Origin of the sequence: Emcibacter sp. SYSU 3D8 (assembly GCF_039655875.1) — a bacterium.
In the GTDB taxonomy this organism is placed as follows: domain Bacteria; phylum Pseudomonadota; class Alphaproteobacteria; order SMXS01; family SMXS01; genus RI-34.
In genome coordinates this window covers 1-12,531 of record NZ_JBBYXK010000004.1, presented here as the reverse complement: position 1 = coordinate 12,531, position 12,531 = coordinate 1, and the positions used below count along the sequence as shown (strand labels likewise).

Annotated in this window: 10 protein-coding genes and 1 pseudogene; 8 read left to right on the top strand and 3 right to left on the bottom strand. The window is 62.9% G+C overall.

The window, feature by feature from the left end:
* Positions 1-29 precede the first annotated feature (29 nt).
* Complete coding sequence (dnaG, locus tag WJU21_RS14045) at positions 30-1,892, bottom strand: DNA primase (RefSeq protein WP_346324081.1); 1,863 nt, start codon at positions 1,890-1,892, stop codon at positions 30-32.
* Positions 1,893-1,946: 54 nt separating this feature from the next.
* Positions 1,947-2,402 (bottom strand): GatB/YqeY domain-containing protein, encoded by a 456-nt coding sequence (locus WJU21_RS14040; RefSeq protein ID WP_346324080.1) that lies wholly within the window; start codon positions 2,400-2,402, stop codon positions 1,947-1,949.
* Positions 2,403-2,652: 250 nt separating this feature from the next.
* On the opposite strand from WJU21_RS14040, the gene carA reads away from it, so the two are divergent.
* The 3 genes from carA (at position 2,653) to greA (ending at position 7,616) form a co-directional block, all read left to right on the top strand.
* Entirely contained in the window at positions 2,653-3,828 is a 1,176-nt protein-coding gene (carA, locus tag WJU21_RS14035; protein ID WP_346324079.1) for a glutamine-hydrolyzing carbamoyl-phosphate synthase small subunit, read from the top strand.
* Positions 3,821-7,063 (top strand): carbamoyl-phosphate synthase large subunit, encoded by a 3,243-nt coding sequence (gene carB / locus WJU21_RS14030; RefSeq protein ID WP_346324078.1) that lies wholly within the window; start codon positions 3,821-3,823, stop codon positions 7,061-7,063. Before carA ends, carB begins: the two co-directional genes overlap by 8 nt.
* Positions 7,064-7,142: 79 nt before the next feature.
* Positions 7,143-7,616: a transcription elongation factor GreA gene (gene greA, locus WJU21_RS14025; RefSeq protein WP_346324077.1), complete on the top strand. Its 474-nt coding sequence runs from the start codon at positions 7,143-7,145 to the stop codon at positions 7,614-7,616.
* A 4-nt stretch (positions 7,617-7,620) separates the two neighbouring features.
* Here greA and WJU21_RS14020 read toward each other — a convergent pair whose 3' ends face one another.
* Positions 7,621-8,103, bottom strand: a complete 483-nt coding sequence (locus tag WJU21_RS14020) for an Lrp/AsnC family transcriptional regulator (RefSeq protein WP_346324076.1) — start codon at positions 8,101-8,103, stop codon at positions 7,621-7,623.
* 259 nt (positions 8,104-8,362) lie between these two features.
* Here WJU21_RS14020 and WJU21_RS14015 point away from each other — a divergent pair, with 259 nt between their 5' ends.
* From WJU21_RS14015 to WJU21_RS13995, 5 genes and pseudogenes are all read left to right on the top strand, one after another.
* The gene (locus WJU21_RS14015) at positions 8,363-8,965 is read left to right on the top strand and encodes a peroxiredoxin (RefSeq protein ID WP_346324075.1); all 603 of its coding nucleotides are present in this window, start codon (positions 8,363-8,365) and stop codon (positions 8,963-8,965) included.
* A 179-nt stretch (positions 8,966-9,144) separates the two neighbouring features.
* Positions 9,145-10,113, top strand: a complete 969-nt coding sequence (trxB, locus tag WJU21_RS14010) for a thioredoxin-disulfide reductase (protein ID WP_346324074.1) — start codon at positions 9,145-9,147, stop codon at positions 10,111-10,113.
* Between the two features lie 60 nt (positions 10,114-10,173).
* Positions 10,174-11,061, top strand: coding sequence for a LysR family transcriptional regulator (locus WJU21_RS14005; RefSeq protein WP_346324073.1), 888 nt, complete (start codon positions 10,174-10,176; stop codon positions 11,059-11,061).
* A 599-nt stretch (positions 11,062-11,660) separates the two neighbouring features.
* Entirely contained in the window at positions 11,661-12,311 is a 651-nt protein-coding gene (locus tag WJU21_RS14000) for a helix-turn-helix domain-containing protein (protein ID WP_346324451.1), read from the top strand.
* 122 nt (positions 12,312-12,433) lie between these two features.
* A pseudogene (locus tag WJU21_RS13995) lies at positions 12,434-12,531 on the top strand (3-ketoacyl-ACP reductase); the annotation flags it as partial.

Sequence of the window (12,531 nt, the reverse complement as noted above, 5' to 3'; positions counted from 1 at the left end):
TTTCGCCGCCGGCTTGATCCGGCGACCGTCTACTGGTCCATTCCGGACAAACTTTCCATCAGCGCCTCGATCTGTGCGCGAATATCTCGCGCCCGGTGAGTCGCTCGCTCCGCTTCAACGCTATCGTCAGACATCGCATCAACCTCAGCCGCTTCCAGCTCGTGCTGCAAAAGCTGCAGCTGGCTGGCCCGAAGCAGCGCGCGCAAGCCCTGTTCGGCGGAGTCGGCAGTTGCATCGGGCCTAGCGAACGAGTCGCCTACCAACCCTTTATCCCCCTCCAAACGTTGCACGGCCATGCCGAAACCTTCCCCGTACAGGTGGTTCCGGATGGTTGAACTTTCAAGTTTGTCATCAGAATGATGGCAGCTTGCGGCAATTCGTATGATTGCGGCACGCAACTTGTCAAGCTCGACACTGTCCATATCGACCGCCATGAGCTCTTCGTGATGGACCTCGATCAGACCCGGATGGTTCAGCATCGTCAACAGAATAAGCCGCTCCCGGCGATGGTTGGTAAAGCCCGCGCCCCGTGCCAGAGGCGTCGCCAGCAGCTCCCGGCTCACCGGCGGCTGGAAGTCCCGCCGGCCCTTGCCCTTGCCCCGGAATTCTTGCCGCTCGAACCGGCGCGGCGCCCACAGGGCCTGGGTCCTGACGTCGAACTCGTCACGGTAGAAACCGCGCACATCGGTGTCGGTGATCCCGCCCAACAGCTCGCGCAGCCGCGCCTTGAAGCCTGCCCTGCGCTCGGGCGTGTCGACCGGCTGGCGCGCCAGTTCCACATCCCAGAGCACGTCGATCAGCGGCCGCGCCCGGTCCAACACGTCGCGCATGGCGCCGACGCCCTGGTTCCTGATCAGCGTATCGGGATCCTCGCCCTTGGGCAGGGTCGCGAATCGCAGGGATTGCCCCGCCTTGAGCAGCGGCAGTGCCTTGAGCAACGCCCGCTCGGCGGCCCTGAGCCCAGCGGAATCGCCGTCAAAACAGAAGATGGGCTCGGCGGCCATGCGCCACAACAGCGCCAGCTGGTCCTCGGTCACCGCCGTTCCCAGCGGCGCCACCGCCTCTTTCAGTCCGGCCTGGGCCAGGGCGATGACGTCCATATAGCCTTCAGCGACCACGACGCGGTCGGCGCTGCGGGCCGCCGGACGGGCCAGGGCGTGATTGTAGAGCAGCTTGCCCTTGTGAAAGAGCGCGGTTTCCGGCGAGTTGAGATACTTGGCCGGGGCATCGCCCAGCGCCCTGCCGCCAAAACCGACGATTCGCGCCTGGGGATCGGTGATCGGAAACATCACCCGGTCGCGAAAACGGTCGAAGGAGGCGCCGCCGTCCTCGGGCCGGATCAGCATGCCGGTGTCGACCAGCAATTGCTCGTCGATCTTGCGCGCCAGCATGGCATCCTTGAACGTCGTCCGCGCCTCGGGCGCGAAACCCAGCCGGAAGGTCTTGATGGTCTCGGCGGTGAGTCCGCGCTGCTGCAGGTAATCCCGCGCGCCGCGCCCGATCCCGGCCGCGAGCTGGGACTGATACCAGGCGGCCGCGATCTCCATGACCTCGTGCTGGCTCTTGCGCCTGTCATCCTGAGCGCGGTCGCCCTCCGACCATACGGGGAGCGCCATGCCGGCCTCGCCCGCCAGCCGCTCGACCGCCTCGGGAAAGCCCAGCCCCTCGGTGTTCATCACGAAGTCGATGACGTTGCCGTGCGCGCCGCAGCCGAAGCAATGATAGAACCCTTTCTCGTCGTTGACGGTGAAGGACGGGGTTTTCTCGTTGTGAAACGGGCACAGACCGCCGGATTCTCGTCCCTTGCGCACCAGTTTCACCTGCCGGCCGACGACGTCGGTCAGCCGGACCCTGAGGCGCAGCTCGTCGAGAAATTCCGGGGTGAAGCGCATGCCGTCACTCTATCGTGTCCACCGCCGCGCCGAAACGCGGATCGGCTGCGCAGGTCAGGACAGCCGGGCCTTGGCGGCGGCCGAGGCCTTGCCGAAATCCATGGTGCCCGGATAACGCTCGCGCAGCGCCGCCATGACCTTTCCCATGTCCTTCAGTCCGACCGCGCCGAGCTTGGCGACCATGGCATCAACGGCGGCGTCGATCTCGGAATCGGCCATCTGCTTGGGCAGGAAGCCTTCGATGACGACGATCTCGTCGCGCTCCTGATCGGCCAGTTCCATGCGCCCGCCCTTCTCGAAGGTCTCGATCGATTCCCGGCGCTGGCGCACCATTTTCTGCAGCAATTGCAGAATTTCATCGTCGCCCACCAGATCGCGGCTGCCGTTTTCCCGCCCGGCGATGTCACGATCCTTGATCGCGGCCAGGATCAGGCGCAGCGTGCTGGTCCGCCGCTTGTCCTGCCCCCGCATGGCGTCCTTGAGTGCCTCCGTGAGCTGTTCACGCAGCATGTTGCACCTCGTTTGTTGGCTGGTACCGATGGGGAGTCGTCCCCAACCTATGCAAGTTGGCACCCTCATAAGTGACTCTATAATATGCAAGTCAGGATGGCAAACTAGGCCTTCTACATTAAGCCGTTGAAAAGGCTTGCATTTTTCAGCCAGCGTTTCACTTGACCCACCTGCTGGCAGCGCTTATGGTCCCGAAAATTTGCGCGATGCCGCCACGTTGCCGCTCGCGCAGGCCCAGCCGGAGACCTGAATGCCCGACCACGTCACTTTACCGGACGCGCCGCCCCATCGCGGGATCACTGGCGCTCTGGTGCTTCACGACGGCACTGTTTATTGGGGTTATGGCGCGGGAGCTTCTGGTAGCGCGGTGGGCGAAGTGTGCTTCAACACCGCCATGACAGGCTACCAGGAAATCCTTACCGATCCTTCCTACGCCGCCCAGATCATCACCTTCACCTTCCCGCACATCGGCAATGTCGGCGCCAATTTCGACGATGTCGAGGCCAAGAACGCGGCCGCACGCGGCCTGGTGATGCGCGAGCGGATCACCGAGCCGTCCAATTTCCGCGCCGTCAGCCACCTCAATGACTGGCTGGCCAGCCACAACCTGATCGCCATCACCGGGGTCGACACCAGGCGACTCACGCGCCGGATCAGGATGGGCGGACCGCCCAATGGCGTGATCTGCCATGCGCCCGACGGCAAATTCGACCTGCCCGCGCTGTTCGAGCAGGCCCGGTCGTGGCCCGGCATCGAAGGCATGGACCTCGCGCGGGATGTCAGTTGCACCCAGACCTATGGCTGGGACCAGACCCGCTGGTCGCTGGAGAACGGCTATGGCCGGCAGGACAGCCCGATCGCGCATATCGTCGCCGTCGATTACGGCCTCAAGAACAACATAGCCCGGTCACTGGCGACCGAAGGCGCGCGGGTCACCGTGGTGCCTGCCAACGCCACGGCCAGGGAAATCATGTCCCACAAGCCCGACGGCGTGTTCCTGTCGAACGGGCCGGGCGATCCCGCCGCCACCGGCGAGTACGCCGTGCCTGTCATCCGCGACCTGATCGGCAGTGGACTGCCGGTGTTCGGCATCTGCCTTGGGCACCAGATGCTGGCGCTGGCCGCCGGCGGCAAGACCCTGAAGATGCATCAGGGCCATCGCGGCGCGAACCATCCGGTCAAGGACCTGCGCAGCGGCAAGGTCGAGATCACCTCCATGAACCACGGCTTCACCGTCGATGCCGACAGCCTTCCCGACACGGTCGAGGTCACGCATGTATCGCTGTTCGACGGCACCGTCTGCGGCCTCGCCATCAAGGGCAAGCAGGTGTTCTCGGTCCAGCATCACCCCGAGGCGTCGCCCGGCCCCCAGGACAGTCATTACCTGTTCACACAATTCATGGACATGGTGACCAAGCGTGCCTAAGCGGACAGATATCAAGAGCATCCTGATCATCGGCGCCGGCCCCATCATCATCGGGCAGGCCTGCGAGTTCGACTATTCGGGCACGCAGGCGTGCCGCGCGCTGCGGGAGGAGGGCTACAGGATCATCCTGGTGAACTCCAATCCGGCCACCATCATGACCGATCCGGATGTCGCCGACGCCACCTATATCGAGCCGATCACGCCCGAGATGGTGCGCAAGATCATCGAACTGGAGCGGCCCGACGCGATCCTGCCCACCATGGGCGGCCAGACCGCGCTGAACACGGCGCTGGCGCTCGACGAGAACGGCACCCTGGCCGAATTCGGCGTCCAGCTCATTGGTGCGTCCAAGGACGCCATCGCCAAGGCCGAAGATCGCCTGCAGTTCCGCGACGCCATGGAGCGCATCGGCCTGAGTTGCCCGACCAGCCGCATGGTCACGTCCCTGTCCGATGCGCTGGACGCCCTGCCCGTGGTCGGCCTTCCGGCGATCATCCGTCCCAGCTTCACCATGGGCGGCACCGGCGGCGGCATCGCCTACAACCGCGAGGAATTCGAGACCATCGTCCGCCAGGGACTGGACGCCTCGCCGACGACCGAGGTGCTGATCGAGGAATCGGTGCTGGGCTGGAAGGAATTCGAGATGGAGGTGGTCCGCGACAAGGCGGACAACTGCATCATCGTCTGCTCGATCGAAAACATCGACCCGATGGGTGTGCATACCGGCGATTCCATTACCGTCGCGCCCGCACTGACCCTGACGGACAAGGAATACCAGATCATGCGCAACGCCTCGATCGCGGTGCTGCGCGAGATCGGCGTGGAGACCGGCGGATCGAACGTCCAGTTCGCGATCAATCCGAAGGACGGTCGCATGATCGTCATCGAGATGAACCCGCGCGTGTCGCGGTCGTCAGCTTTGGCGTCGAAGGCCACCGGTTTCCCCATCGCCAAGGTCGCCGCCCGGCTGGCGGTCGGCTACACCCTCGACGAACTGAGCAACGACATCACCGGCGTTACGCCCGCCTCGTTCGAGCCGACCATCGACTACGTGGTCACCAAGGTGCCGCGTTTCGCGTTCGAGAAGTTCCCGAACAGCGAAGCCACCCTGACCACATCGATGAAATCGGTCGGCGAAGCCATGGCGATCGGGCGCTCGTTCGCTGAAAGCCTGCAAAAGGCGCTTTATTCGCTGGAAACCGGCCTGACCGGCCTCTCCGAGATCGAAGTGCCCGGCTACGACCCGGACGATGCGGACAAGGAGGCCGTGCTGGCCGCCCTGTCCAAGCCCACGCCGGAGCGCATCCTCTATATCGGCCAGGCGTTCCGTGAAGGGCTGAGCCTCGAGCGGATTCAGGAAGTCACGGCCTATGATCCGTGGTTCCTGGCCCAGATCGAGGAGATCGTCCGCGCCGAGAACCAGCTCCGGGAAAGCCGCCTGCCGGCCGATCCGCAGGAAATGGCCTATTACAAGTCGCTGGGTTTCTCCGACGCCCGGATCGCCGAACTCTGCGGCATCGCCACCGAGGATGTGTTCGAGCAGCGGCAGGACCTTGGCGTGCATCCGGGCTTCCGACGGATCGACACCTGCGGCGCCGAATTCGAGGCGCGCACACCTTACATGTACTCGTCCTACGAGCCCGGTTTCGGCGGCGGCGAATGCGAATCCAACCCCAGCGACCGCGAGAAGGTGATCATTCTGGGCGGCGGTCCGAACCGTATCGGCCAGGGCATCGAATTCGACTATTGCTGTGTCCACGCCGTCTACGCGCTCAACGATGCCGGGTACGAGACCATCATGGTCAACTGCAACCCGGAGACCGTGTCCACGGATTACGACACCTCTGACCGCCTGTACTTCGAACCGCTGAGCGAAGAGCACGTGCTGGAACTGATTCGCAAGGAACAGTCCAACGGCACCGTGAAGGGCGTCATCGTCCAGTTCGGCGGCCAGACGCCTCTGAAGCTGGCAGGAGCCCTCGAAGCCGCCGGCGTGCCGATCCTGGGCACGTCACCCGACGCCATCGACCTGGCCGAGGACCGGCAGCGTTTTCAGGTCCTGTTGCAGGAACTGGGACTGAAGCAGCCGCCGAACGGCATCGCCACCTCGCTGGAGGAGGCCAAGGAAGTAGCGGCCGAGATCGGCTATCCGGTCGTCATCCGCCCGTCCTACGTTCTGGGCGGCCGCGGCATGCAGATCGTCGGCGACGTCCAGGGCCTCGAGCGCTACATGACCGAGGCGGTCCGCGTCTCCGGCGACAGTCCGGTGCTGATCGACTTCTACCTGCGCAATGCCATCGAAGTCGACGTGGACGCCATCGCCGACCGCGACAGCGTATTCGTCGCCGGCATCATGGAGCACATCGAGGAGGCGGGCGTGCATTCGGGCGACAGCGCCTGCTCGCTGCCGCCCTATTCGCTGCCCGCCCCCATCATCGCCGACATCAAGCGCCAGACCCACGCTCTGGCCCGCGGCCTCAATGTGGTCGGCCTGATGAATGTGCAGTTCGCCGTACAGGGCGACACCATCTTCGTGCTCGAGGTGAATCCGCGCGCCAGCCGCACCGTACCCTTCGTCGCCAAGGCGATCGGCGTGCCGCTCGCCAAGGTGGCCGCTCGGGTGATGGCCGGCGAGAGCCTGGCCAGCTTCGACCTGATGGAACACAGCATCAAGCATGTTGCCGTCAAGGAAGCCGTCTTCCCGTTCGCCCGCTTCCCCGGGGTGGATACGCTGCTGGGTCCGGAAATGCGCTCGACGGGCGAGGTGATGGGACTCGACTGGACGTTCGGCAAGGCTTTCGCCAAGTCGCAGCTTGCCGGCGGCACCAAGGTGCCGATGTCCGGTACCGTCTTCATATCGTTGAAGGACGGCGACAAGGAGGCGATCGTCGGGCCGGTCAGGAAGCTGATCGCCATGGGCTTCCAGATCATCGCCACCAAGGGTACGGCCAGCTTCCTTGCCGAGCAGGGGGTGAAGGTGAACCGGGTCAACAAGGTCCTCGAGGGCCGTCCGCACATCGTCGACGCCATCAAGAACGGCGAGATCCAGCTGGTGTTCAACACCACCGAGGGCGCCCAGGCGATCAACGACAGCTTTTCGATCCGGCGCACCGCGCTCACCGAGAAGGTTCCCTACTACACCACCCTGGCGGGCGCGGTGGCATCGGTTCTCGCCATTGAGAGCATGAAGTCAGGCAGCCTTGAAGTGGCCAGTCTGCAATCCTATTCTAAGTGATCCTGAAGTCGTCGCACCGGGCGGAATAGCCGTCCGGTCGTGACGGCTTTGCGGCACGAAGGGTTTTAAAGGAACGGCGATGGAAAAGATTCCGATGACGGCAAAAGGCCTCGATCGTATCGAGGGCGACTTGCGCCGTTACAAGCTTGACGAGCGTCCGGCGGTGATCCGTGCGATCTCCGAGGCGCGCGAGCATGGCGATCTGTCGGAGAACGCCGAATACCATGCCGCCAAGGAACGCCAGGCCTTCATCGAAGGCCAGATCCTGGAGTTGGAAGACATGATCTCGCGCGCCGAGGTCATCGACGTGTCCAAACTGTCAGGCAAGACCGTGAAATTCGGCGCGACGGTCACGATGGTCGATATCGAGACCGACGAGGAGCGCACCTATCAGATCGTCGGCGAAGTGGAAGCCGACATCAAATCGGGCTTCCTCTCGATCAATTCGCCGCTCGCCCGCGCCCTGATCGGCAAGTCCGAAGGCGAAGAGGTGGATTTTGCCGCGCCCGGCGGCCACCGCGCCTACGAGATTCTCAAGGTGAAGTTCATCTGAGGCCTCAGCCTCCCCGTTTTTCCGGCAACCCGAACGGCACGCCCGGCTCGCTCTTGGCGCTGCGGATGGTCAGCGCTGTCTTGACGCTGGCCACGTTGGGCGCCGGCGTCAGCCGTGAGGTCAGGAAGGTCTGAAACTCGTTGAGGTCGCGGGCGACGATCTTCAGCATGAAGTCGATCTCGCCGTTGAGCATGTGGCACTCGCGCACCATCGGCCAGCCCCGCACCAGGTCTTCGAAGGACTTCAGGTCAGCCTCGGCCTGCGAATGCAGCCCCACCATGGCGAACACCGTAAGACCGAACCCCAACTCGGCGGCATTGAGCTGGGCGTGATAGCCCTCGATATAGCCGTTTTCCTCGAGGGCACGGACACGGCGCAGGCAAGGCGGCGCCGAAATGCCCACCTGCCGCGATAATTCCACATTGGTCATGCGGCCGTTCTCCTGCAACAGCCTGAGAATCTTGCGATCGATGTCATCGAGCTTCATGAGATACGGTCCATGAAAGGAAGTGCGCGAACGCCGCCGCGGTTCGGAAATTAAATTACAAATCTCGGGAACAATAGCAAAGGATATCGTCATAAGATTTCCGAAAACGTCACGCCGATCCGAAGTCCCCGACAGCCCCGCACGCCACGCATATCAGCCCGCCGGACTTTTTGCGAACGAATCTCAAAACCCTCTTGCATGATTTATAATTATTCTAAATATCACTTTTATCACATGTTAAAAAAGGAGTTACCTAAGCATGACGAGTCTTGTTGGTCGTCAGGCCCCCGATTTCACCGCGGCAGCCGTGATGCCGGACGGCGACATCCAGGAGTCCTTCAACCTCACGCGCTATCTCGATGGAAGCTACGGGATCCTGTTCTTCTACCCGCTGGACTTCACCTTCGTGTGTCCCTCCGAGATTCTCGCCTACAGCAACCGGTCCGACACGCTCGCCGGGCTGGACGCCAAGCTGGTGTCGGTGAGCGTCGATTCCCAGTACAGCCACTACGCCTGGCGCAACACGCCGGTGAATGAAGGCGGGCTGGGGCCGGTGAAGTTTCCGATGGTCGCCGACATCACCAAGCAGATTGCCCGCGACTATGGCGTGCTGATCGACGATTCGGTCGCGCTGCGCGGCACCTTCCTCATCGATCGCCGGGGCATCGTGCGCCAGGCCATCGTCAATGACCTGCCCCTGGGCAGGAATGCCGACGAGGCGGTGCGCATTGTCGAGGCCCTGCGCTTCCACGAAGAACATGGCGAAGTGTGTCCGGCCGGCTGGCAGAAGGGCGACGCCGGCATGACTCCGGACAAGCAGGGCGTGGCCGACTATCTCGCCCGGCACGGCGAGGCCCTTTGACGCGCCGGAGCGCCCGGCTGGGCGGCGAAGCGGTTCCGCTTCGCCGCGATCCGGGTTAAATACTTTCTTCACAACCGTGTTCTGCGATTCCCTCAAGTCCAGAACCGTTCTAGAGTGCACTTGCGAACAAAGGCGCCGGACTTATCTGAGGAAACCGGCAGCCGCCAGCGGAGAGAAGCATGGCAGAACGCATCGACACCAAGGTGCTGATCATCGGATCGGGACCCGCAGGTTATACTGCGGCGATCTACGCCGCCCGTGCGGCACTCAATCCCGTCATGGTGCAGGGCATCCAGCCCGGCGGCCAGCTGACCATCACCACCGACGTAGAAAACTACCCCGGATTCGCCGACGTCATCCAGGGTCCATGGCTGATGGACCAGATGCGCGCCCAGGCCGAACATGTGGGCACGACCCTGATTTCCGATGTCATCGTATCGGTCGACCTGTCCAAGCGTCCCTTCGTCGCTGTCGGCGACAGCGGCACGGAATATGTCGGCGAGACCCTGATCATCTCGACCGGCGCACAGGCGCGCTGGCTCGGCCTTCCGGGCGAGCAGAAATTCCAGGGCTTCGGCGTGTCGGCCTGCGCCACCTGTGACGGCTTCTTCTACCGCGGCAAGGAAGTGATCGTGATCGGCGGCGGCAACACGGCCGTCGAGGAGGCGCTGTTCCTGACCAATTTCGCCACCAAGGTGACGCTCATCCATCGCCGCGACGAGTTGCGCGCGGAAAAGGTGCTGCAGCATCGGCTGTTCAACCACGACAAGATCGAGGTGATCTGGGACAGCGTCGTCGAGGACATTATCGGCGGCACCGATCCCGTGGGCGTGACCGGCGTGCGCATCCACAACGTCAAGACCGGGAAGGTGTCCGAGGTGCCTGCACATGGCGTCTTCATCGCCATCGGCCACACGCCGTCGACCGAGTTGTTCGTCGGCCAGTTGCCGCTCGACGACGGCGGCTACATCGTGAAGAATCCGGACAGCACGTCGACCGCGGTTCCCGGCGTATTTGCGGCGGGCGACGTGACCGACAAAGTCTACCGTCAGGCGGTGACGGCTGCGGGCATGGGCTGCATGGCCGCGCTCGAGGCCGAGAAATTCATCGCCGCCCACGAAGTGCATGAGAAGCAGGCGGCGGAGTAACATCGTCGTGCCGGAGTGACGGGATTGCTTCGGCGCGGCGTATCATCGGGGGAAAGCCCAATGGACTGGGACAAGCTGCGGACGTTCTACTCGGTCGCCAAGGCGGGCAGCTTCACGCACGCCAGCGACGAGCTTAATCTCAGCCAGTCGGCGATCAGCCGACAGATTTCCGGGCTCGAGGAGAGCCTCAGCTTTTCGCTGTTCCACCGCCATCCCCGCGGCCTGATCCTCACCGAACAGGGTGAGACGCTGTTCGAGACGGTCAGCGAAGTTTTCGTGAAACTCGAGCGGACCGAAGCCATCCTGCGCGATAGCCGGACGGCGGCCCGTGGACGCCTCAACGTCACCACCACGGTCGGCTTCGGCTCGACGTGGCTGGTGCCGCATCTGCGCGAATTCCGGGAGGCCTATCCCGACATCGGCATCAACCTGTTACTGTCGGATTCCGAGATCGATATCGCCATGCGCGAATCGGACGCGGCCATCCGCTTTCACCCGCCCCACCAGCCCGATCTGATCCAGCGCCAGCTGATGACGGTGCACTACCATATCTACGCCTCGCCCGAATATGTGGCGGCCCACGGCGCGCCGACCTCGACGGCAGACCTGGACAACCATGCCATCATCTCCTATGGCCCCGAGGCCCCGAGGCCGCTGCAGGATCTGAACTGGATCATCCATGCGGGCGCCGGCGACCGGGTGCGCGAGCCGGTGCTGGCGGTGAACAACATCTACGGCATTCTCAAGGCGGTCGAGAGCGGCCTGGGCCTCGCGGCCCTGCCCGACTACATCGCCGTGCCCGGGACCAATCTGGTGCAGGTGCTGCCGGATCTCGAGGGACCGACCTTCAAGGTCTACTTCGTCTATCCCGAGGAACTGCGCAACGTGACTCGAATCACGGTGTTCCGCGACTTCCTGGTGGACCACGTCCGCAGCGCGAAATTCTGACGGCCAGCGAAAACCGACCGGCCCCCTCTTGACGACCGGCTGTCCAGCCTCCATTTAATTCCATCCTCAAGGACGGTTTTCATGCGCCCGGGTGATGGCGCGCGCTCGCCGTACCGGATAGCCAATCGATTGAAAAGTCTGGCCTATCCGTCGCACTGCACTGCACAATTCGCAAAAATCCCTACATATCTGTCTGTAAGTTACTGGTTTAAAATGGCTTACTGATTTGTTATGCGCTGAATGCATAACAGATTTGACGTCATCTCTGTGGACTGCGCTGCGCCGCACAACTAAATTCTGTCTTGTCACCACGAAGCAACGGTTCAGCGTGGTGACCCGAAAGCCTCCTCATATTGAGGTTTTCGTGGGAGCTGGCTCTATTTCCTCCCCGTTTCTAGAGCCCTCCCATTCATCGTCTCCCCAAGACGTGAAGTCTTCCCTATACTGCCGGGCTCGCAAGAGCCCGGCATTCTTTTTTGGACCGGTGCCGCCGGTGGATGTTCATTCACCCTCGACTTGCGCTATCCCGTTCGCCATCCTCCAACAACACCCGGTGAACAGAACCACGATTTTTCAGGGCCACTGAAGGGAGACCAGCCATACTGAAGCGGCTGACTGAACGGCAACTGCGGCGCCGCTCGAACATTCTCTCGGTTGCGCGCCAGCTGATCGCCGAAAAGGGCTATTCCGGGGTCACCATGCGCGAGCTCGCAGAGAAAAGCGGCGTGGCGTACAAGAGCCTGTACGACCTCTACGGCAGCAAGGACAACCTGCTTGGCAAGGCCATCGAGGAACGCCTTCGCCTGGTCTTCGAATCCATCAACCGCGCGGTAACCAGCACAGGCTTCCAGCGCCTGATGGACATCATCGAGCGCACGTCGGCCCACACGCTGGAGATTCCCAACCTGGCGCGGGCACTGGAGCCAATCCTGGCCGGCGATCCCGCCAAGTTCTCGATCGGCGAGAACATGCAGAAGTTTCACCGCGAGGCGCTGCTGGACATCAAGCGCGACGGCGACCTGATCGACACCGCCAATGTCGACTACCTGCTCCACGACGTGATGCTCGCCTCGGGCGCTGTACGCCTTTACTGGGCCAACGACGTCATTGCCGACGAGGATCTGGCCAAGGCGCAGAAATACTCGGCGGCCAAGGCGATCTATCCATTCCTGAGCGGTCCCAGCCGCGACATGGCCTTCCGGCTGATCCAGGAAATTCACCCGCAACTGGCGCGCCGCCGCCGGAACTGAAGATGAGTATATCGCGGTATAATCTATTGCGGTTCGCAGCACGTCACGCGTAGAGTCCCTGCGCGTTCCGGCCGGCGGCGGGAAAGCGCCGGCCTCACCATTCACAAAACGGGAATACGGACATGGATCTGGGTTTAAAGGGCAAGAATGCCATCGTGACGGGCTCGACGAAGGGCATTGGTCGCCGGGTAGTTGATCTTCTGGCGTCGGAAGGCGTCAA

Bases quoted from the DNA above. Each gene is read 5' to 3' on its own strand.
- dnaG (WP_346324081.1), bottom strand. From the start codon at position 1,892: ATGCGCTTCACCCCGGAATTTCTCGACGAGCTGCGCCTCAGGGTCCGG.
- WJU21_RS14040 (WP_346324080.1), bottom strand. From the start codon at position 2,402: ATGCTGCGTGAACAGCTCACGGAGGCACTCAAGGACGCCATGCGGGGG.
- carA (WP_346324079.1), top strand. From the start codon at position 2,653: ATGCCCGACCACGTCACTTTACCGGACGCGCCGCCCCATCGCGGGATC.
- greA (WP_346324077.1), top strand. From the start codon at position 7,143: ATGGAAAAGATTCCGATGACGGCAAAAGGCCTCGATCGTATCGAGGGC.
- WJU21_RS14020 (WP_346324076.1), bottom strand. From the start codon at position 8,103: ATGAAGCTCGATGACATCGATCGCAAGATTCTCAGGCTGTTGCAGGAG.
- WJU21_RS14015 (WP_346324075.1), top strand. From the start codon at position 8,363: ATGACGAGTCTTGTTGGTCGTCAGGCCCCCGATTTCACCGCGGCAGCC.
- trxB (WP_346324074.1), top strand. From the start codon at position 9,145: ATGGCAGAACGCATCGACACCAAGGTGCTGATCATCGGATCGGGACCC.
- WJU21_RS14005 (WP_346324073.1), top strand. From the start codon at position 10,174: ATGGACTGGGACAAGCTGCGGACGTTCTACTCGGTCGCCAAGGCGGGC.